The following is a 19,586-nucleotide window of genomic DNA, read 5'->3' as shown; positions in this document are numbered from 1 at the left end:
GGCGGCCCGCTGTCGGGCCCTGAGAACATGGGCTCATGCAGACCGTGACCGCCGTGGCCCATCGCGGCGACCCCTACCGCTTCCGCGAGAACACGCTCGACTCCCTGCGTTCCGCGCTCCGCCGGGGCGCGGACGCGGTGGAGACCGACGTACGGCTCACCCGTGACGGCGTCCCCGTCCTCCTGCACGACGAGACGCTCAAGCGGCTGTGGGGGCACGACCGCCCGCTGCGCGCCCTGTCGGCGGACGAGGTGTGGGGCCTCACCGAGGGTGGTGTCCCGACCCTGGCCCAGGCGCTGGCGGCGACGGAGGGCAGCCGGCTGATGCTCGACCTGCCCGGCGATCCGGGCGAGCGGGCGGTGGCCAGGATCGTGGGCGTGGCCCGGGAGTGCGGCGCGGCGGACCGTGTCTACTACACGGGGGACGCCGTCGCGATGCTGGCGGTCCGGGCGGCCGACCCGTCCGCCGAGATCGCCCTGACCCGCAAGACCCTGGCGCCGGTCCGCCCCGCGCTGCTGGACGTGATCCGCCCCCGTTACCTGAACTACCGCTTCGCCCTGCTCGACCGCGCCCTGGCCGAACACGTCCACCGCAGCGGCTGCCTGGTCTCGTGCTGGACGCCGGACACCCGCCGCTCGATGCGCCGCCTGCTGGACACGGGCGTCGACTCGATCACGACGAACAGGGTGGACGTGCTCAACGCCGTACGCGGCTACACGACCGACCTCTGAGCCACCGTCGCCGGATCGCTCGGCGCCGACCGCGTCACGTACTGCGGCACCGGCGCCGAATCCTTCCCGTCGTCCCGTACCAGCCCGTACCGGATCGCCCCGTCCGCGGGCCCGTAGAGCACGTCCTTCTCGGCCGCGTCCCACGTGGACGGGAAGACGCTCACCCCGTAGTCGGCCCCGCGTTCGTTCACCGTGAACGTCACGCTGCCGTCCACGTAGTAGTACTCGTTCTGCCACATCTGCTGAGCGCCGGCGGGCAGCACCGCGTACCCCACCGCCGAGTTCCCCATCCCCGTCGCGGACGCGTCCGTCGTACTCACGCGGTCGTCCATGCGCCGCCCGCCGCCGGACGCCACATGGAAGATCTTCCCCTTCAGCGCGGTCCAGGACGGCATGACCAGGCTGCCGGCCCGGTACTGGGGCGAGATCTGCCAGCGGACCAGCACATAGCCCTGGCCGCTGAGGGTCACGCTGTCGCCGCGGTGGTTCAGCACGGCGTGCGCCCCGCCGCTGCTGGTGATCCCGCCCTCCGGCCGGTGCGGCAGCGCGCCCGGCCTGGTGTCCGGGTCCGGCGCCGTGTCGACCGCGTCGACGACCGAGCCGTAGACCGCCGCGCCCGCCGAAACCGACGGGGACGGAGACCGGGACGGGGAGAGGGACGGCGAGGTGGAGGGGGACGGCGCGGGAGCGGTCGCCGGCGTCCGCGGCACCGCGCGCGTGACCGCCGCCGTCGGCGACACCGCCGTCCGCGGTGCCGGGTCGTGCGGCGTCCGTACGGCGACGTACGCGCCGCCCGCCACGATCGTCGCGCCCGCCGTCACCGCCACGGCCGGCTTGGTCAGCGCGCCCAGCACCTTCGCCGACCACCCGGCGGACGTCGCGGAGGCGGCCGCCGCCGTCTTGCCGCCGAGCGCCAGGGACAGCGTGAAGCCGACCGGCACCGGGACCAGGGCGATCCCGACCAGCAGCCGTTCCGCCGGTACGACGGAGTCGCGGGCGTCTCCGCAGTAGCCGCAGCCGCGGATGTGCCGGGCCAGCCGCTTGCGCCAGACGGAGTCGGGCCGCCCGTCCCAGCGGCCGGTCAGCTCGCGCAGCTCGGGGCAGGCCCCGTCCAGCGCGCGCACGATGCCCCGCGAGGTCTCCAGCCGCTCCTTCATCCGCTGCACGCGGACGGCGGCGTGCTGCCGGCTGATGCCGACGGCCGCCGCCAGTTCGCGCCGGGTGAGTTCGCCGGAGACCTCCAGCCACCACAGCGACACCAGTTGCCGGTCCTCGGCGTCCAGCCAGCGCACGGCCTCCGCGACCTCCCGTCGCTGGCCCGCCAACTGGAGCCGCAGCACGGTGAGTTCGGCGAAGTCGGCGGTGCCGTCCGGGACCGCCTCGTCCAGTTTCCGGTCCTGCCGGCGGCGCGCCCGGTCCCGGATCTGCCGCATGGCGATGGCGACCAGCCAGGACCGGAAGCTGTCCGGGTCGCGCAGGGTGCCGAGGTTGTCGACGGCGCGCAGCATGGTCTCCTGGACGACGTCGTCGACGTCGGCGTGGCCGTTGAGCGCACGGCCGACCACGTTGTAGACCAACGGCAGCCAGCCCTCGACCAGTTCGTCCAGCGCGCGCCGGTCGCCGGCCTGCGCGGCGGCGACCGTGGCCCGCCACTGCCGCGACACCGGCACGTCCGTCCTCATAACCGCACCCTCTCAGCCGGGGCGGCGACCTTGGCAATGTCGGGGATCACAGTGTGGAGACGGAGTGCGGGGTTCCGGGATAACACTTTTTCGCCGGACACGAACCCGGTCGCCCAGCGGACAGCGCCGGCCGCGCTCAAGTAGGTAGCGCCGGGGGGCCGGGCGGTCGGTGTGCCGTCCACCGGAGTGAGGACACCGCACTGGTACCCCGGTACCAGTCGCCCGCCGAAGATTCCCCCGGGGTCCCAGGGCCCGGGGCCTGCCCGCTCCTACCGTCGACATCGGACACCGCGCCGGGACCGGCCGCGGCCGAGTGCGAGGCAGGAAGGCCCAGCTCCATGATCGAAGCGCGCGAACTGACGAAGCGCTACGGCGACAAGACCGTCGTCGACCGTCTGAGTTTCACCGTGAAGCCGGGCGAGGTGACCGGCTTCCTCGGTCCCAACGGCGCGGGCAAGTCCACCACCATGCGGATGATCGTCGGCCTGGACGCCCCCACGCACGGCTCGGTCACCGTCAACGGCCGTTCCCACGCCCGGCATTCGGCCCCGCTCCAGGAGATCGGCACCCTCCTGGAGGCCAAGTCGGTCCACCCGGGGCGCAGCGCGGTCAACCACCTGATGGCGCTCGCCTACACGCACGGCATCCCGCGCAGCCGGGTCGAGGAGGTCATCGAGCTGGCCGGGCTGACGAGCGTGGCCGGCAAGCGGGTCGGCGCCTTCTCGCTCGGCATGGGCCAGCGGCTCGGCATCGCCTCCGCGCTGCTCGGCGACCCGGCGATCGTGATGCTCGACGAACCGGTCAACGGCCTCGACCCCGAGGGCGTGCTGTGGGTGCGCAACCTGCTGCGGCAACTGGCCGACGAGGGGCGGGCCGTGATGCTCTCCTCGCACCTGATGAGCGAGACCGCGCTGATCGCCGACCACCTGGTGATCATCGGTCGGGGCAGGCTGCTCGCGGACACCACGGTCGAGGACTTCACCCGGGAGGCGGGCGGCGGCGTGAAGGTCGTCACCGGCGAGCCCGCGAAGCTGCGCTCGCTGCTGGCCGGACCCGACGTCACGATCACCTCCTCCTCCGCCGAGGAACTGCTGGTCGCGGGCCGGGACGCCCGGGAGATCGGCACGGTCGCCGCGCTGCACGGCGTACCGCTGTACGAACTCACCCCGCAGGCCGTCTCCCTGGAGACGGCGTTCATGGACCTCACCCGGGACGTGGTCGAGTACCAGAGCGCTCCGGCCGGCACCGCACGAAAGGCCGCCTGATGACCGTCACCAGCATCGCCCCCGCCCGCCCGGCCGCGTACAAGGTCACCGGCGCCCGGGTGCTGCGTTCGGAGTGGGCCAAGTTCTGGTCGCTGCGCTCCAGTTGGATCACCCTCTCGGTCGCCGTGTTCCTGCTGGTCCTGTTCGGGACGATCGCCAGCTACACCTACACCGCGGGCGCCACGGCGGGCGGCCCGCCCGGCCCGAGCAGCGGCGACAGCGACGCGGTCGGCCTGGCCCTGACCGGGGTGACGTTCGCGTCGCTGGCCGTGGGCGTGCTCGGGGTGCTGCTGTCGGCCGGCGAGTACAGCACCGGCATGGTCCGCTCCACGCTCACGGCCGTCCCGCGCCGGCTGCCGGTGCTGTGGGGGAAGGCCGCCGTGATCGGCCCGATCGCGCTGGTCCTCACCACCCTGGGCGCGCTGGCCGCGTTCGGGCTGGGCTCGCCAGGGCTGGACGGCGAGAAGATCTCCCTGTCGCTCGGTGACGACGGGGTGCTGCGCAGCCTCGCCGGGGCCGGTCTCTACCTCGGTCTGGTCGCCGTCTTCGGGGTGGCCCTGGGCGTGCTGCTGCGCAACTCCGCGGGGGCCATCGCCTCCCTGGTCGGCATCCTGCTGATCCTGCCCGGGCTGGCCTCGCTGCTGCCCGACTCCTGGTACGACACCCTCAGCCCGTACTGCCGGACTGGTCCGGGCCAGGTAGTCGGCGGCCGCTCCTCGCCCGGTGATCCCCTCTCCGGGTACCCCCCTCTCCCGGTACGGCGGCGCCAGGCGTAGCATGTGAACGAAACAGTTTCGTTCACGGAACGGACCTCGCATGGAGAAGACAGGCACGGTCTCCGTACTCGTCGTCAACGACCAATCCCTCCAGCGTCTCGCCCTGCGCATGCTCCTCGCGGCCGAGCCCGGGCTGACGGTCGTCGGGGAGGCGACGGACGGGGACGAGGCGATCCGTGCGAGCGCCGCGCTCCGCCCCGACGTCGTCCTCATGGACAGCCAGCCGTCCCGGGCGGACGCCATCGACACCATCCGGCGCATCGCCCGCCCCGCTGCCCGGACCCGCACCCCCTCCCCCGGCTTCACCGGCGAGGCGGCGGCCGCCTCCCGCGTCTCCCGGGTCCTGATGCTGACCGCGGCCGAGCAGGAGGCGGACGCCTGGGCGGCGCTGCGGGCGGGGGCCGGCGGCTTCCTGCTCAACGACGCCGACCCGGCCGAACTGACCGCGGCGATCCGGATGGTGGCCGCCGGCGACGCCGTCATCACGCCCGGCCTGACCCGCGCGCTCATCGACGCCGTCCGCCAGCAGCACACCGTCCGCCCCCTCCCCCGCACCTCGGGGCTCGGCGCCCTCACCGGGCGCGAACGCGACGTCCTGATCGCGGTCGCCTCCGGCTGGACCAACGCCGAGATCGCGCAGTGGCTGTCCATCGCCCCGACCACCGTGAAGACCCACGTCAGCAACGTCCTCGCGAAGATCGGCGCCCGCGCCCGGGTACAGGCGGTCGCCTTCGCCTACGAGTCGGGGCTGATCCGGCCGGCGGCGTAGGCGCTCCGCGGGAAGTGCCGCGATCCCCGGCGGTCAGGAACCCTCGCCGCCCAGCGCCTTGAGGAACGCCAGCGGGTTCCAGAACTCGCGGTACCCGACGATCTTTCCGTCCCTGAACGTCACGAACGTCGCGCAACTCATCTCGTACGGGTTCCCGTTGGCCGGCACCTCATCGGTGACGCTCCAAGTCGGCGACGGCCGTGTCCGGGCCGTCGGTGGCGTGGACGGTCAGCGACGCGATCCGGTGCACGTCGATGAGGTCGGGGCAGCCCTTCAGGTACTCGTGGACGGCGGTCCGGCCCGCCAGCCGGGCGGGGCTGCCCTCGGGCGCGAAGGGGAACTCGACGACGACGTTCTCGCCACGGCCCGCCGCGGCCGACCGGCCCCGGAAGGGCCGCCGAGCGACCCGAAGCGACTCGGCGCGTCCCGCACGGGATCCTGGAAGCGATACGGAAACGGGCAAGGAGCCGATCATGACGACCCAGTGGAACGCCGGCGAAGGACGTATCGAGACCACCGCCCGCGGGCGTGCCGTGCTCTCCCAGCCCCGCCTCAACCGGGGCACCGCCTTCACCCCCGAGGAGCGGCGGACGCTGGGCCTGGTGGGCCTGGTGCCGCCCGCGGTGCTGACCCTGGAGCAGCAGGCCGAGCGGGCGTACCTGCAGTACGCGGCCCAGCCGACCGACCTCGCCAAGAACGTCAACCTCACCGCGCTGCACGACCGCAACCAGGTGCTCTTCTACCGCCTGCTCGGCGACCACCTCGACGAGATGCTGCCCATCGTCTACACCCCGACCGTGGGCAGGGCGATCCAGCGCTACAGCAACGAGTACCGGCGCCCGTCCGGCGTCTACCTGTCGGTGCACGCCCCGGAGGAGATCGAGAGCGCGCTCACCGCCGCCGGCCTGGGCCCCGACGACGTGGACCTGATCGTCGCCACGGACGGCGAGGCGATCCTCGGCATCGGGGACTGGGGAGTGGGCGGCATCGACATCTCGGTGGGCAAGCTCGCCGTCTACACGGCCGCCGCCGGCATCGACCCCAACCGCACCCTGGCGGTGATGCTGGACGTCGGCACCAACCGCCAGGAACTCCTCGACAACCCCCTCTACCTCGGCAACCGGCACACGCGCGTGGACCGGGAGACGTACGACGCGTTCATCGACGCCTACGTCACCACCGCCCGCCGGCTCTTCCCGGCCGCCCTGCTGCACTGGGAGGACTTCGGCGCCGCCAACGCCCGCCGCATCCTGGAGCGTTACCGCCCGACCGAGTTCACCTTCAACGACGACGTCCAGGGCACCGGTGCCGTCAACCTCGCCGCCGTGCTCTCCGGGGTGAAGGCCAGCGGGATCCCGCTGCGCGACCACCGGGTCGTGGTCTTCGGCGCGGGCACCGCCGGCATCGGCGTCGCCGACCAGCTGCGGGACGCCATGGCCGCCGACGGACTGACCGCCGAGGAGGCCACCGCCCGCATCTTCGGCGTCGACCGCCACGGGCTGCTCACCGAGGACCAGCAGGACCTGCGCGACTTCCAGGTCCGCTACGCCCGCCCGGCCGCCGAGGTCGCCGGCTGGCGGCGGGACGCGGAGGTGGGCGGCATCGCGCTGGCCGAGGTCGTCGCGCGGGTCCGGCCGACGGTCCTGATCGGCACCTCCGGGCAGGGCGGCTCCTTCACCGAGGAGACGGTCCGCACCATGGCCGCCCACGCCGAGCGGCCGATCATCCTGCCGATGTCCAACCCGACGGACCTGGCCGAGGCGGTCCCGGCCGACCTGCTGGCCTGGACCGACGGCCGCGCCCTGATCGCCACCGGCAGCCCGTTCCGCCCGGTCGAGCGGGACGGCGTCCGGTACCTGATCGGGCAGGCCAACAACGCGCTGGTCTTCCCGGGCCTCGGGCTCGGCGCGATCGTCGCCAGGGCCGGCCGGGTCACCGACGGCATGCTGGTCGCCGCCGCGCACGCCGTCGCCGGGCAGACGGACGCCACCGGCCCCGGCGCCCCGATCCTGCCCCTCACCGACCAGCTGCGCGAGACCTCGGTGGCGGTCGCCGTCGCGGTGGCTCACGCCGCGGCCACCGACGGCGTGGCCGGCACGACCGTCGACGACTCCGTCGAGAAGCGGGTCAGGGCCGCCATGTGGCAGCCGGTGTATCCGCCGATCAAGGCCGTCTGACCGCCGGAGGCGGCCGACGGTCCCGCCCGGGGACCGACCCGAAGACCGACCCGAAGACCGGCCCCGGCGCCCCTGTCGGCCACTCGTAACACAACAGGGTTGCAGTAATACCGCAACCGTGTTTTGCTATCGACATGACTACACACACCTGGTTCATCACCGGCTCGTCCCGCGGCTTCGGCCGCAACCTCGCGATCGCGGCCCTGGAGGCCGGCGACAACGTCGTGGCCACGGCACGCAGGCCCGAGCAGCTCGACGACCTCGTGCGGAAGTACGACGAGCGCGTCCTCGCCGTCGCGCTCGACGTCACCGACGGGGCAGCCGCGGTGACCGGCCTCCGGGCGGCCGTCGACCGGTTCGGCAGGGTCGACGTCGTGGTCAACAACGCCGGATACGCCAACCTCGCCGCCGTCGAGACCACCCCGGAGGACGACTTCCGCCGCCAGTTCGACACCAACTTCTGGGGCGTCTACAACGTCTCGACGGCAGCGCTCCCGGTCCTCAGGGCGCAGGGCGGCGGCACGATCGTGCAGTTCTCCTCCATCGGCGGGCGCGTCGGCGGGACCCCCGGCCTCGGCTCCTACCAGGCCGCCAAGTTCGCGGTCGACGGCTTCACCCGCGTCCTGGCCGCCGAGACCGCACCCTTCGGCATCCGCTGCCTCGTCGTGGAACCGGGCGGCTTCGCCACCGACTGGGCCGGCCCCTCGATGCAGATCCCCGAGGTCGCGCCGGAGTACGACCCGACCGTCGGCGCGATGGTGCGCCTGCTCGGCGGCGCCGTGGCCACCGCCGGGGACCCGCAGCGCGCCGGGGAGATCCTGGTCCGGGTCGTCAAGTCGGAGAACCCGCCCTCGCACCTGATCCTGGGCGCCGGTGCCGTACGGATGGCGCAGGACTACTCACACGGCCAGCTGGCGGAGGCTGCCGCCTGGGAGCCGGTGAGCCGGTCGGCGGACTTCGGCCAGGCCTACCCGGCCGGCCTTCCCGCCCCCGCGGCGGCGGCAGAGGCGCGGTGACGGGCCCCTTCACGGAGAAGGTCGCGCTCGCGACGGGCGGCGGACGCCACCGCGCCGGTCCCGCCGTCGCGCCACCGCGGTCCGGCTCAGCGCCCGGGTCCGCGCCCGGCGGCAGCCGTACGGACGTCCGGGACCGGGGCCGGCGCAAGGGCGGCCTCGTCCGCGGAGTAGGCGGCGGCGAAGGTGAAGGCGCGCGCCGAGGGTCCGTGTGCGCGCAGGTCGGCCAGCCGGTCCAGGGCCTCGCCGGCGGTCGGGAGGTGACCGGCGGGAACCCACCAGAGCACCAGGTGCGCCTCGGCATGCCGCTCGAACCACTCGCGCCGGCGCCGCATCACGTCCAGATGGCCACTGCGGTAGGTGAAGCCCCACAGCGCCTCCTGCGTCTCCCACACCGTCAGGTTGACGATGACGTCCTCGCCCGCCGGACGCAGGGCGGTGGCGTCGGCAGCGCCGTCCTCCACGAGCCGCCACACGAAGCCGGGCGCGCCGTCGGCAGCGGCGTTGACCGTGTCGAGCATCTCGACGAACGGCGTCATGCGCGGGTCGTCGAGGGGGAAGCGGAGCGTGGCGACATTCAGCTGGGCGAGGTGGGCTGCGTACGCGGATGCGGTCATGGCCTCATATCAGCACGCACCCCCTTCTATGTCAATCACCGTTGTTTTTAGAGTTCTTCGCCGACGGCCTCCTCCACGACCACGCAGCACTCGCCCGGCCGGGCGGCCATGCGGGCCCGGACCGGCCCTTCGGTGCCGAGCAGCCCCTCCAGCAGCGCGAGGTTCATGCCGCAGACGAGCGGCGGAAAGCGTTCGGCGACGGCATGGAAGGGGCAGTTGCGCATACGGACGACGGCGCCGGCCGCCCCGGCCGCACCCTCCTCCGCGCCCTCCGCGCCCACGGCGGCTTCCAGGTGCGGTTCGTACCCTCGGGCCGCGAGGGTCTCCATGGCTTCTTCGAGGCCGCCGCAGGGCGCCGCCGAACCGCGCAGGGCCTCACCGCGGCGGCGGGCGGCCACGCACAGCCCGGCGTCCAGTCCCGCCTGCTCGGCGGCCTCGGCGAGCAGTTCGGCGGCGGTGCGGTAGTCGCGGGCGGGCAGCGACACCGCCCGCTCCGCACGGGCCCGCGTGTACACCTTGGCCGGCCGGCCCGCGCCCGGCCCCGAGCGCCCGGTCAGCCGCCGGCTCCCGGTGTCGAGCAGTCCGGCCTCGGCCAGCCGGTCCAGGTGGTGCGCGGCGAGCGTGCGCGCCACCCCGGTCGCCTCGGCAGCCTCGTTGCGGCCGACCTCGCGGCCCTGTGCGGCCACGTACTCGTACAGCCGGCGTCGTACCGGATCCTGCAGTGCCGCGATGGCGTCGATGTCGTTCACACGGCCATTCTAGGAACAACGCAGGTTGGAGATAGAGAGGCCGGGCGATGCCGGCCCGCGCGCTGCCGAGCCGCGCGATGACGGGCAAATGACGGTTCCGATGACGGCCAATTGAGGGATTCGAGGGCTTCACCAAATCCCGTCCCGACCCTAGCGTTACGACCACGTGAACGGTCCGGCCGCTGGCCGTGCGCGACCGGTAGGCGCGTCGGCGGCGGCCGTGTTCTGACAGTTTCCCGAACGGAGAGGGCGATGGCGCCCGTGGCGTTGCTGGTCGTCGGCCGGACGCGGAACCGCGGTGCGGTGCCGTACGTCCGCGCAGGGGCGGACGAGCATCCCGCCGCGCGCCCGCCCGCGCCGGGGCGGTCCCTGCCGAGCACGGCCGGGACCGGCTGCCCGCCCGGGCGTCCGGCCGTCCCGCGGGCACCGGACCGGACGTCCGCCACCCGCACTTCCGCCACCCGCTCTGCCACCACCCGCCACGCCACCACCGGGACGCCGTCCGCACCCGCACCCGTACGGGTGTGACGCGCCCGGCGGCGACCCCCGGTCCTCGTCGACACCGTCCACGGTGTCGACGGCCCCCACTGGAACCACCGAAAGGCCACGGCATGACCACCCCGCAGCTGAACCGGATCGCCGGCGCGCCCATCTCCTGGGGCGTGTGCGAAGTGCCCGGCTGGGGCTACCAGCTGACGCCCGAGCGGGTGCTGAAGGAGATGCGCGAGGTCGGCCTGGCCGCCACCGAGTTCGGCCCCGACGGCTTCCTGCCCGCCGCCCCCGAGGAGATGGCCCGCGTCCTGGCCGACCACGACCTGCACGCCGTCGGCGGTTTCACCCCGCTGCTGCTGCACGTGCCCGGCCACGACCCGGTGCCCGAGGCGGAACAGCTCCTGGAGAACTACGCCGCCTCGAAGGCCGAGGTCCTCGTCCTGTCCGCCATCACCGGCCAGGACGGCTACGACTCCCGGCCCGAGCTGGACGCCGACGGCTGGAAGCTGCTGCTGTCCAACCTCGACCGGCTGACCGCGCTGGCGGCCGAGCGCGGGGTACGGGCCGTCCTGCACCCGCACGTCGGCACGATGATCGAGAACGGCGACGAGGTCCGCCGCGTCCTGGAGCACTCGTCGATCTCCCTCTGCCTCGATACCGGCCACCTCCTCATCGGCGGCACCGACCCCGCCGAGCTCACCCGCCAGGCCCCCGAGCGCATCGCCCACACCCACATGAAGGACGTGGACGCCTCCCTCGCCGCCAAGGTGCAGTCCGGCCGCCTCACCTACACCGACGCCGTCCGCGCCGGCATGTACCGCCCGCTGGGCGCGGGCGACGTCGACGTCGAGGCCATCGTCACCCACCTCGCCACCCACGGATACGACGGCTGGTACGTCCTCGAACAGGACACCATCCTCACCGCGGAGCCCAGGGAGAAGGGCCCGGTCGAGGACGTGTGGGCCAGCGCCGAACACCTGCGCTCGGTACTGCGCGGCAACGCGTAACCCCGGACGGCCGCGCGGGCGCACGCCGGCGCGGGCAGCGCACACCGGCGCATGCGGCGCCCACCGGCAGATCGGCACAGGCGGCACGCGCGGCACACGCGGTGCATCCCGGAAGGCACCGGGGCGGACGAGACGAGGGACGGCGAGGGACATGACCACCGAGGATCTGCTGGCCACCTGCTGGACCACGGCCGGTGCCGCCGACCCGGCCGGTGCCGACCAGCGCAGTCCGCTCGGCCTACGGGAGCGGGCCGAGGCGGCGTCCGCGGCCGGCTTCACGGGTTTCGGGCTGCTGCACGCGGATCTGCTGGTCGCCGAGCGCGAGCACGGGCTCGCGGGCATCAGGTCGATCTTCGCGGACAACGGCCTCGTCCACCTCGAACTGGAGGCCCTGGCCGGCTGGTGGGCCGACGGCCCCCTGCGGGCCGCCTCGGACGCCGTCCGCCACGACCTGCTGCGGACCGCCGAGGCGCTCGGCGCCCGCCACCTCAAGATCCACGGCGACGTCGAGGACGGCCCGCTCCACCTCGACGTCTGGGCCGGGGAACTGGCCGTGCTGGCGGCCCAGGCGGACGCCGTGGGCGCCCGGGTCGGGATCGAGTTCCTGCCCTGGTCCAACGTCAGGACCGTGCACGACGGACTCCGGCTCGCCGAGGCCGCCGGCCACCCGGCGGGCGGTGTGATCATCGACGTCTGGCACACCGAGCGGGCCGGCACGCCCGCCGCCGAACTGGCGGACGTGCCGCTCTCGCGGATCGTCGGCGTGGAGCTCGACGACGCCGACAGCCAGGTGCTCGGCACCCTCTACGAGGACACCGTCCGGCGCCGCCGCCTGTGCGGCGAGGGCTCCTTCGACCTGCCGGGGATCATCGCCGCGCTCCGGGCGGCGGGCTGGTCCGGCCCCTGGGGCGTGGAGATCCTGTCGGACGCGCACCGGGCGCTGCCGGTACGGGAGGCGGCCGAGGCGGCCTACCGGACGGCCGCGGCACTGCTGGCGGAGCCCGTCGAGACCCTTGACACAGGTCCGCGGCGCCCCTGACATCGGGTGCGCCTAGAGCGCTCTAGGGTATGAATTCAAAGCGCTCTAAGGCCAATTTTTAAAGCGCTCCAAAACATGGCATCCACGCCGGAGGGGAGACCCGATGAGCTCGCCCCGCCCGCTCCGCACCCCCGAAGGACCGAGGAGAGACACGCCATGAAGGTCCCTGTGGCCGCACCCCCAGGCTATCGTCATAACAACCTATTGACATGACATATGCACGACGGCATCGTACTGGACCGAAGGGTGCTTTTCTAAAGCGCTCCAAGTCCGTCGCGGTCCCGCACCGTGCCGCGATGCCGGGGTCTCCGGAGCGAAGGGAACCAGCGTGATGCCGTACGAAGTGCTGACCATGGGCCGGGTCGGAGTGGACGTGTACCCGCTCCAGACGGGCGTGGGGCTGGCGGAGGTCACCTCGTTCGGCAAGTACCTGGGCGGCAGCCCGACCAACGTCGCGGTCGCCGCGGCCCGGTACGGCCACCGTGCCGCGGTGATCACCAAGACCGGCCGGGACCCCTTCGGCGACTTCGTCCGCACCGCGCTCGACGGCTACGGCGTCGACCCCCGCTTCGTCGGCACGTCGGACATCGCGCCGACCCCGGTGACGTTCTGCGAGATCTTCCCGCCGGACGACTTCCCGCTGTACTTCTACCGCCTGCCCAAGGCCCCCGACCTGGACATCCGGCCGGACGAACTGGACCTGGCGGCGGTGGCGGACGCGGGGATCTTCTGGGTCACCGGCACCGGCCTGAGCGAGGAGCCGAGCCGCTCGGCGACCCTGGCCGCCCTGGCGCACCGGGCCACATCGGGTCCGACGGTCTTCGACCTGGACTGGCGGCCGATGTTCTGGAAGAGCACGGCCGAGGCCAGGTCGTCCTACGCGCAGGCACTGCGCCACACCACGGTCGCGGTCGGCAACCTCGACGAGTGCGAGGTCGCCACCGGCGAGCGCGAACCGTACGCCGCCGCCGAGGCACTGCTGGCGGCGGGCGTGCGGCTGGCCGTGGTCAAGCAGGGCCCGAAGGGCGTCCTCGCGATGGACCGCGACGGCTCGGTCGCCGAGATCCCGCCGGTGCCGGTCGACGTGGTCAACGGCCTGGGCGCCGGTGACGCCTTCGGCGGCGCGCTCTGCCACGGGCTCCTCTCGGGCTGGGACACGCGGCGCACGGTGGCCTTCGCTAACGCGGCCGGCGCCGTCGTCGCGGGCCGCCTGTCCTGCTCCGACGCCATGCCGACCGAGGCCGAGGTCGAGGCGAAGCTCCGCGAGGCCTCCCCCGCCCCCACCGAACGAGAGGTGTGACGACGTGCCGTCCGACAACGTGAGCCGGATCGTGGCCGCCCGGGTGCACGACCCCGGAGCCGTCGCCGCCGCCGCGGAGCGCCGGGTGAGGGCGACCTCGCTGCTGGGCGAGCACGGCCGGGCGATGATCATCGCGGCCGACCACCCCGCCCGCGGTGCCAACGGCGTCGGCGCCGACCCCGGCGCCATGGCGGACCGCCCGGAACTCCTGGACCGCCTCTGCACCGCGCTGGAACGCCCGGGCGTGACCGGTGTCCTCGGCACCGCCGACATCCTGGAGGACCTGCTCCTGCTCGGCGTCCTCGACGGCAAGTCCGTCTTCGGCTCCATGAACCGAGGGGGGCTCGCCGGCTCGGTCTTCGAGATCGACGACCGGTTCACCGGCTACGACGCCGAGACCCTCGCCGACATGGGGTTCGACGGCGGCAAGATGCTCACCCGTATCGCGCTGTCCGATCCGGCCACCCCGTCGGTCCTGGAGAACACGGCACGGGCCGTGAACGAGCTCAACGACCGCCGGCTGATCGCCATGGTCGAGCCGTTCCTCTCCGAGTGGCGGGACGGCCGGATCCACAACGACCTCTCCACCGACGCCGTGATCAGGTCGGTCACCATCGCGTCCGGGCTCGGCCGCCGCACCGCCCGCACCTGGCTGAAGCTGCCGGTGGTCCAGGACATGGAGCGCGTGCTCGCCGCCTCCACCCTGCCCGCGCTGCTGCTGGGCGGCGAGGTCACCGACCCCGAGGCGGCCTTCACCTCCTGGGGCCGGGCGCTGAGGCAGCCCACCGCGCAGGGCCTGGTCGTCGGCCGCTCCCTGCTCTACCCCGCCGGCGGCGACGTCGCCGGTGCCGTCGACAAGGCGGTGGGCCTGCTGTGAGCGACGACCACCGCCGTCCGGGAGACCGGCTGCCCCTCGGAGAGCACCGATGAAGACCGTACGGCTCACCACCGCCCAGGCCCTGGTCCGCTTCCTGGCCGCCCAGTACAGCGAGCGCGACGGCCAGGAACAGCGCCTGGTCCCCGGCGTGTGGGGCATCTTCGGCCACGGCAACGTGGCCGGCATCGGGCAGGCCCTCCTCCAGGCGGCCACCACCGGCGAGGCCGACCTGCCCTACTACCTGGCCCGCAACGAACAGGGCATGGTGCACGCGTCGGTGGCCTACGCGAAGATGCGCGACCGGCTGGCCACGTTCGCCTGCACCGCCTCGACGGGCCCCGGCTCCACGAACATGATCACGGGCGCGGCGCTGGCCACCACCAACCGCCTGCCCGTTCTGCTGCTGCCCTCCGACATGTTCGCCACCCGCGCCGCCGACCCCGTCCTCCAGCAGCTGGAGGACACCCGCGGCGGTGACGTCACCGTCAACGACGCGTTCCGCGCGGTCTCGAAGTACTTCGACCGCGTCCAGCGCCCGGAGCAGCTGATCCCGGCCGCACTCGCGGCGATGCGGGTGCTGACCGACCCGGTGGAGACCGGCGCCGTCACCCTCGCCCTCCCGCAGGACGTGCAGGCCGAGGCGTACGACTGGCCGGTCGAGTTCTTCCGGCGGCGGGTGTGGCACGTGGGCCGCCCGGTGCCGGAACCGGCCGCCGTGGAGCGGGCGGTTGCCCTGCTGCGCAACGCGCGGAAGCCACTGATCGTGGCCGGCGGGGGTGCCGTGTACTCCGGCGCCGAGACCGCGCTGCGCGCCTTCGCCGAGGCCACCGGCATCCCGGTCGCCGACACCCACGCCGGCAAGGGCGCGGTGGCCTGGGACCACCCCTGTGCGGTCGGCGGCATCGGCTCGACGGGCTCGTACGCGGCGAACGAACTGGCGCGCGAGGCCGACGTGGTCCTCGGCATCGGCACCCGCTACTCCGACTTCACCACCGCCAGCCACACCGTGTTCGGCGATCCGGACGTCGTCTTCGTCAACCTGAACGTGGCCCGCCTGGACGCCGTCAAGCACTCGGCGGAGCCGCTGGTGGCCGACGCCCGCCTCGGCATCCAGGCCCTCGCGGGGGCCCTCGACGGCTGGGAGGTCTCCCAGGAGTACCGCCGCCGTACCCGTGAACTCATCGCCCGCACACGGGAGATCGAGGAGGCGTGCTTCCACGTCGGGCACGGCCCGCTGCCCGCGCAGACGGAGATCCTCGGCGCGCTCAACGACGTGCTGGACGACCGTGCCGTGGTCGTCAACGCGGCCGGTTCCATGCCCGGCGACCTCCAGCAGCTGTGGCGGGCCCGCGACCCGAAGGCCTACCACGTCGAGTACGCCTACTCCTGCATGGGCTACGAGGTGGCCGCCGGCGTCGGCGCGAAGATGGCCGATCCGTCGCGCGAGGTGGTCGTACTCGTCGGTGACGGCTCGTATCTGATGATGGCTCAGGAGATCGTCACCATGGTCTCGGAAGGGCTGAAGGTCGTCATCGTCCTGGTCCAGAACCACGGCTTCGCGTCCATCGGCGCGCTCTCCGAGTCCCTCGGCTCGCAGCGGTTCGGCACCAAGTACCGCTACCGCGACGGCGATTCAGGCCGGCTCGACGGCGACGTGCTCCCCGTCGACCTCGCCGCCAACGCCTCCTCCCTCGGTGCGGACGTCCTGCACGCCGCCTCCGTCGACGAGTTCCGCTCCGCGATGGAGAAGGCGAAGGCCGCCACCCGCACCACGGTCGTGCACGTCGAGACCGACCTGTACGGCCCCAACCCGCCCGGCCACGGCTGGTGGGACGTCCCGGTCAGCCAGACCTCCGCCCTCGACTCCACCCGCACGGCGTACGAGACCTACGCCGCCCACAAGCGCGCCCAGCGTCACTACCTCTAAGGACACCCACTCCCGTGAACACCATCCCGCACTGGATCAACGGCGCCGAGGTCACCACCGAGACCACCGCCCCCGTGTTCAACCCGGCCACCGGCGCCGAACAGGCCCGTGTCGTCCTCGGCGCCGCCACGGAGGTGGACGCCGCCGTCCGGGCCGCGGGTGCCGCCTTCGAGTCCTGGTCGGAGTCCTCGCTCTCCCGGCGCGTCCAGGTCATGTTCGCCTTCCGCCAGCTGCTCGTCGAGCACGAGGAGGAGCTGGGCCGGATCATCTCCGCCGAACACGGCAAGACCGTCGACGACGCCCGCGGTGAGATCACCCGCGGCCGTGAGGTCGTCGAATACGTCTGCGGCCTCGGCGACGTCCTCAAGGGCTCCTTCTCCGACCAGGTCTCGCGTGGCGTCGACGTGCACAACTTCCGCCAGCCCCTGGGCGTGGTCGCGGGCATCACGCCGTTCAACTTCCCGGCGATGGTCCCCCTGTGGATGCACCCGGTCGCCATCGCCACCGGCAACACCTTCGTCCTCAAGCCCTCCGAACGCGACCCCTCCGCCGCCAACTTCGTCGCCGAGCTGTACAGGAAGGCGGGCCTGCCCGACGGCGTGTTCAACGTCGTGCACGGCGGCAAGGACGCGGTCGACGCGATCCTCGCCCACCCCGGCATCGAGGCCGTCTCCTTCGTCGGCTCCACCCCGATCGCCAAGTACGTCCACGAGCGGGCCACTTCGCACGGCAAGCGCGTCCAGGCGCTCGGCGGCGCCAAGAACCACGCGGTCGTCCTGCCCGACGCCGACCTGGAGTTCGCCGCCGACCACATCACCGCCGGCGCCTACGGCTCCGCCGGTGAGCGCTGCATGGCCGTCTCCGTCGCCGTCGCGGTGGGCGACGCGGCCGACGCGCTGGTCGCGGTCCTGGAGCGCAAGGCGAACGAGGTGAAGGTCGGCCCCGGCGACGCCCCCGGGACCGACATGGGCCCGCTCGTCACCAAGGCCGCCCAGGAGCGCGTCGAGAACGCCGTCGGCACGGCCGCCGCGCAGGGCGCCACCGTCGTCGTCGACGGCCGCGGTCTGAAGATCGACGGTCATGAGGAGGGCTTCTTCACCGGCCCGTCCCTCCTCGACCACGTCACCACCGAGATGGACGCCTACAAGGAGGAACTGTTCGGTCCGGTCCTCGCCGTGGTCCGTGCCGAGAGCCTCGACCAGGCCATCGACCTCGTCAACGCCAACCCCTACGGCAACGGCACCGCCCTGTTCACCGCCTCCGGCGAGGCCGCCCGCCGCTTCCAGCGCCGCGTCAGGGTCGGCATGATCGGCATCAACGTGCCCGTCCCGGTCCCGATGTCGTACTACTCCTTCGGTGGCTGGAAGGACTCGCTCATCGGCGACTCCCCCGTCCACGGCCCCGAGGGCATCCGCTTCTACACCCGCCCCAAGGTCGTCACCACCCGCTGGCCGCAGCCCGCCCAGCAGGTCACCGCCGGCTTCACCTTCCCCACGTCCAGCTGACCGGGGGCCGGGAACCGGCTCGGCCCGCACACTGTCACGGCGCCTCCTCGGTCTCCAGGAGGCTGAACCCGGTCAGGCCGAACTCGTGACCGTTGATCTGCAGATGGACGGCATGGGCACCCGGGTAGTAGACACGCGTGCTGATCGGGCGGAACGAATGTGTGCGCCTCACCTCGGCCGACTCTCCGGGGGCCAGGCTGCGCTTGGTGAGCTTGAAGACCTTGGGTGCCGTCTTCCCGTTCGCCTTCATGTGGTGGATGACGTAGTCGATGGCCAGCGAGACCGGCCCGGCCGAGACGTTCGTGATGTGTGCCGTGAAGTCGATCGCCCCGCCCAGGGGAACGGCGGTTTCCGCCAGCAGGGGGCCCACGACGCTGAGTTCACCGGGGTTGCCGTGGAAACCGACCAGCTCCAGGGCGGCCGGCTCGCCCTTCTTGACGAGGGTGCGCATCGCGTGACGCACCAGGGCGGGGGTGGTCGGCTCCGCGTGCCGCAGCCACCGCGCGGCGGTCCCGGCGGCCAGCTCGGCGTCGAGCCGGGAGATGTCGTTGAGATGGTTCGCCACCGAACGGCGCACGTCCTGCGACGCGTCGGTGTGCAGTCTGTCCAGCAGGGGAACCGTGGCCGCGGGGTTGCGGTTGAGCTCGGGAACCTGCCGGGCCCACGGGAGCTTGGGCCGGCTGCCCTCGCTGGCCAGTCGCCGCACGGCCGGGTCCGGGGAGTCCGTCCACGTCAGTGCCGTCGCCAGGGTGCGGTCCAGATCCGCGTTGAGGAAGGTACGGAGCGCGAACTCGCCGGTCAGCCGCGGCGTGAGCCGGGCGAGCAGGTCCAGGCCGGCGTCGAAGTGCCCGCCGGTGCCGGATTCGGTGGCCGCGACGGCGACGGCCTCGGTGACCGGCCAGATCATCCAGCCGGTCAGGTCGGCACGGGACAGGGCCTGCCGTACCGCGTGTGCGAGCCGCTCGAAGTCGTGGCCGGAGTCGGCGAGGAGGGCGTCGGCCACCGCCCGCGCGCGTTCGCCGAGACCGAGTGGGCCGAGCGTGGTCGAACTGTCCTCGACCGCGTGCCAGCGTGAGGTTCCGGGGGCGGCCTCCTGGAGGACGACAGCCAGTCGGCGGATGCTGTCGGGGCTGATCAGCTCGTCGGCTGTGGGCACGGTTCCTCCAAAGGGGTTCTTTCCGGCGGGTGTTCTCCGGCGGGCTTTCTCCGGCGGGCTTTCTCCGGCGGGGTTCTCGCCGACGGAGTCGGGGCGGTGTCCGCGCGCGCCGGTGCCGTCAGGCGGGTTCCGCGGGCATGGGCCCGAGGACGTTGATCGCGAGATCGATCGCGACGGCCAGACGCTCGATGCCGTGTCCGGCGCGTTCCCGCACCCGCAGGCCGAGCACCGTGGTGAACAGCAGCTCCACGGCGTCGTCGAGGTCGGGATCCACGGACAGTTCACCACGGTCACGGTCACAGCCGTCGGCGAGCGCGGAGCGCAGGGCCTGCCGGGTGACCTCGAAGGCGGCCTCGGTCCGCTGACGGACCTTCCCGTCGGCGATGCCGAGTTCGGTGGCGGTGTCGACCACGAAGCCCGGACTATGGGGCGTTCGTCCCCATACTAGCCTCCCCCGATGCGGGAGCGATCACCGCCGGGCCTCGCCCACGGCGGCATTCCACG

The 19,586-nt window shown here is 73.0% G+C and carries 19 protein-coding genes; 13 read left to right on the top strand and 6 right to left on the bottom strand.

Annotated elements, in window-relative coordinates:
• The first annotated feature begins 35 nt into the window (after positions 1-35).
• On the top strand, positions 36-731 hold the full coding sequence (locus ACGF5O_RS34125) for a glycerophosphodiester phosphodiesterase (RefSeq protein ID WP_393813740.1): 696 nt from the start codon (positions 36-38) through the stop codon (positions 729-731).
• Here ACGF5O_RS34125 and ACGF5O_RS34120 read toward each other — a convergent pair.
• Entirely contained in the window at positions 713-2,413 is a 1,701-nt protein-coding gene (locus tag ACGF5O_RS34120; protein WP_393813739.1) for an RNA polymerase sigma factor, read from the bottom strand. The genes ACGF5O_RS34125 and ACGF5O_RS34120 overlap by 19 nt on opposite strands.
• Before the next feature lie 338 nt (positions 2,414-2,751).
• Between ACGF5O_RS34120 and ACGF5O_RS34115 the strand changes: the two genes are divergently transcribed.
• From ACGF5O_RS34115 to ACGF5O_RS34105, 3 genes are read left to right on the top strand one after another with little or no spacing between them, the layout of a single operon-like run.
• Positions 2,752-3,678 (top strand): ABC transporter ATP-binding protein, encoded by a 927-nt coding sequence (locus ACGF5O_RS34115; RefSeq protein ID WP_393813738.1) that lies wholly within the window; start codon positions 2,752-2,754, stop codon positions 3,676-3,678.
• A complete protein-coding gene (locus tag ACGF5O_RS34110; protein ID WP_393813737.1) occupies positions 3,678-4,454 on the top strand; it encodes an ABC transporter permease in 777 nt (258 codons plus the stop codon). Before ACGF5O_RS34115 ends, ACGF5O_RS34110 begins: the two co-directional genes overlap by 1 nt.
• 40 nt (positions 4,455-4,494) lie before the next feature.
• The gene (locus ACGF5O_RS34105; RefSeq protein ID WP_393813736.1) at positions 4,495-5,223 is read left to right on the top strand and encodes a LuxR C-terminal-related transcriptional regulator; all 729 of its coding nucleotides are present in this window, start codon (positions 4,495-4,497) and stop codon (positions 5,221-5,223) included.
• A 169-nt stretch (positions 5,224-5,392) separates the two neighbouring features.
• Here the strand turns inward: ACGF5O_RS34105 and ACGF5O_RS34100 are convergent, their stop codons facing one another.
• Positions 5,393-5,686 (bottom strand): hypothetical protein, encoded by a 294-nt coding sequence (locus ACGF5O_RS34100; RefSeq protein WP_393813735.1) that lies wholly within the window; start codon positions 5,684-5,686, stop codon positions 5,393-5,395.
• A gap of 10 nt (positions 5,687-5,696) precedes the next feature.
• Here ACGF5O_RS34100 and ACGF5O_RS34095 point away from each other — a divergent pair, with 10 nt between their 5' ends.
• The gene (locus tag ACGF5O_RS34095; protein WP_393813734.1) at positions 5,697-7,400 is read left to right on the top strand and encodes an NAD-dependent malic enzyme; all 1,704 of its coding nucleotides are present in this window, start codon (positions 5,697-5,699) and stop codon (positions 7,398-7,400) included.
• A gap of 134 nt (positions 7,401-7,534) precedes the next feature.
• Positions 7,535-8,416, top strand: coding sequence for an SDR family NAD(P)-dependent oxidoreductase (locus ACGF5O_RS34090; protein ID WP_393813733.1), 882 nt, complete (start codon positions 7,535-7,537; stop codon positions 8,414-8,416).
• Positions 8,417-8,502: 86 nt separating this feature from the next.
• On the opposite strand, the gene ACGF5O_RS34085 is transcribed toward ACGF5O_RS34090, so the two are convergent.
• On the bottom strand, positions 8,503-9,030 hold the full coding sequence (locus ACGF5O_RS34085) for a DUF3291 domain-containing protein (RefSeq protein ID WP_393813732.1): 528 nt from the start codon (positions 9,028-9,030) through the stop codon (positions 8,503-8,505).
• Positions 9,031-9,077: 47 nt separating this feature from the next.
• On the bottom strand, positions 9,078-9,779 hold the full coding sequence (locus ACGF5O_RS34080) for a helix-turn-helix transcriptional regulator (RefSeq protein WP_393813731.1): 702 nt from the start codon (positions 9,777-9,779) through the stop codon (positions 9,078-9,080).
• A 252-nt stretch (positions 9,780-10,031) separates the two neighbouring features.
• Between ACGF5O_RS34080 and ACGF5O_RS34075 the strand changes: the two genes are divergently transcribed.
• The 7 genes from ACGF5O_RS34075 to ACGF5O_RS34045 all read left to right on the top strand — a co-directional run bounded on the left by ACGF5O_RS34075 (position 10,032) and on the right by ACGF5O_RS34045 (position 17,926).
• Complete coding sequence (locus tag ACGF5O_RS34075; RefSeq protein ID WP_393813730.1) at positions 10,032-10,307, top strand: hypothetical protein; 276 nt, start codon at positions 10,032-10,034, stop codon at positions 10,305-10,307.
• A gap of 83 nt (positions 10,308-10,390) precedes the next feature.
• Entirely contained in the window at positions 10,391-11,278 is an 888-nt protein-coding gene (locus tag ACGF5O_RS34070) for a sugar phosphate isomerase/epimerase family protein (RefSeq protein ID WP_393813729.1), read from the top strand.
• A 151-nt stretch (positions 11,279-11,429) separates the two neighbouring features.
• Positions 11,430-12,317: a sugar phosphate isomerase/epimerase family protein gene (locus ACGF5O_RS34065; RefSeq protein WP_393813728.1), complete on the top strand. Its 888-nt coding sequence runs from the start codon at positions 11,430-11,432 to the stop codon at positions 12,315-12,317.
• A gap of 331 nt (positions 12,318-12,648) precedes the next feature.
• The gene (gene iolC, locus ACGF5O_RS34060; protein WP_393813727.1) at positions 12,649-13,617 is read left to right on the top strand and encodes a 5-dehydro-2-deoxygluconokinase; all 969 of its coding nucleotides are present in this window, start codon (positions 12,649-12,651) and stop codon (positions 13,615-13,617) included.
• A gap of 4 nt (positions 13,618-13,621) precedes the next feature.
• Positions 13,622-14,494: an aldolase gene (locus ACGF5O_RS34055; RefSeq protein WP_393813726.1), complete on the top strand. Its 873-nt coding sequence runs from the start codon at positions 13,622-13,624 to the stop codon at positions 14,492-14,494.
• A 49-nt stretch (positions 14,495-14,543) separates the two neighbouring features.
• Positions 14,544-16,421 (top strand): 3D-(3,5/4)-trihydroxycyclohexane-1,2-dione acylhydrolase (decyclizing), encoded by a 1,878-nt coding sequence (gene iolD / locus ACGF5O_RS34050; protein WP_393813725.1) that lies wholly within the window; start codon positions 14,544-14,546, stop codon positions 16,419-16,421.
• Between the two features lie 14 nt (positions 16,422-16,435).
• Positions 16,436-17,926 (top strand): CoA-acylating methylmalonate-semialdehyde dehydrogenase, encoded by a 1,491-nt coding sequence (locus ACGF5O_RS34045; RefSeq protein ID WP_393813724.1) that lies wholly within the window; start codon positions 16,436-16,438, stop codon positions 17,924-17,926.
• A gap of 34 nt (positions 17,927-17,960) precedes the next feature.
• Here ACGF5O_RS34045 and ACGF5O_RS34040 read toward each other — a convergent pair whose 3' ends face one another.
• Positions 17,961-19,082, bottom strand: coding sequence for a DNA alkylation repair protein (locus tag ACGF5O_RS34040; RefSeq protein ID WP_393813723.1), 1,122 nt, complete (start codon positions 19,080-19,082; stop codon positions 17,961-17,963).
• Positions 19,083-19,200: 118 nt separating this feature from the next.
• Complete coding sequence (locus ACGF5O_RS34035; protein WP_393813722.1) at positions 19,201-19,494, bottom strand: hypothetical protein; 294 nt, start codon at positions 19,492-19,494, stop codon at positions 19,201-19,203.
• Positions 19,495-19,586: the final 92 nt, after the last annotated feature.

Source organism: Streptomyces sp. NPDC048291 (genome assembly GCF_043201715.1).
Classification (GTDB): domain Bacteria; phylum Actinomycetota; class Actinomycetes; order Streptomycetales; family Streptomycetaceae; genus Streptomyces.
The sequence above is the reverse complement of the archived record's forward strand: the minus strand, read 5'-3'. Positions and strand labels throughout refer to the sequence as shown.

Bases quoted from the DNA above. Each gene is read 5' to 3' on its own strand.
- ACGF5O_RS34125 (WP_393813740.1), top strand. From the start codon at position 36: ATGCAGACCGTGACCGCCGTGGCCCATCGCGGCGACCCCTACCGCTTC.
- ACGF5O_RS34120 (WP_393813739.1), bottom strand. From the start codon at position 2,413: ATGAGGACGGACGTGCCGGTGTCGCGGCAGTGGCGGGCCACGGTCGCC.
- ACGF5O_RS34115 (WP_393813738.1), top strand. From the start codon at position 2,752: ATGATCGAAGCGCGCGAACTGACGAAGCGCTACGGCGACAAGACCGTC.
- ACGF5O_RS34110 (WP_393813737.1), top strand. From the start codon at position 3,678: ATGACCGTCACCAGCATCGCCCCCGCCCGCCCGGCCGCGTACAAGGTC.
- ACGF5O_RS34105 (WP_393813736.1), top strand. From the start codon at position 4,495: ATGGAGAAGACAGGCACGGTCTCCGTACTCGTCGTCAACGACCAATCC.
- ACGF5O_RS34095 (WP_393813734.1), top strand. From the start codon at position 5,697: ATGACGACCCAGTGGAACGCCGGCGAAGGACGTATCGAGACCACCGCC.
- ACGF5O_RS34090 (WP_393813733.1), top strand. From the start codon at position 7,535: ATGACTACACACACCTGGTTCATCACCGGCTCGTCCCGCGGCTTCGGC.
- ACGF5O_RS34085 (WP_393813732.1), bottom strand. From the start codon at position 9,030: ATGACCGCATCCGCGTACGCAGCCCACCTCGCCCAGCTGAATGTCGCC.
- ACGF5O_RS34075 (WP_393813730.1), top strand. From the start codon at position 10,032: ATGGCGCCCGTGGCGTTGCTGGTCGTCGGCCGGACGCGGAACCGCGGT.
- ACGF5O_RS34070 (WP_393813729.1), top strand. From the start codon at position 10,391: ATGACCACCCCGCAGCTGAACCGGATCGCCGGCGCGCCCATCTCCTGG.
- ACGF5O_RS34065 (WP_393813728.1), top strand. From the start codon at position 11,430: ATGACCACCGAGGATCTGCTGGCCACCTGCTGGACCACGGCCGGTGCC.
- iolC (WP_393813727.1), top strand. From the start codon at position 12,649: ATGCCGTACGAAGTGCTGACCATGGGCCGGGTCGGAGTGGACGTGTAC.
- iolD (WP_393813725.1), top strand. From the start codon at position 14,544: ATGAAGACCGTACGGCTCACCACCGCCCAGGCCCTGGTCCGCTTCCTG.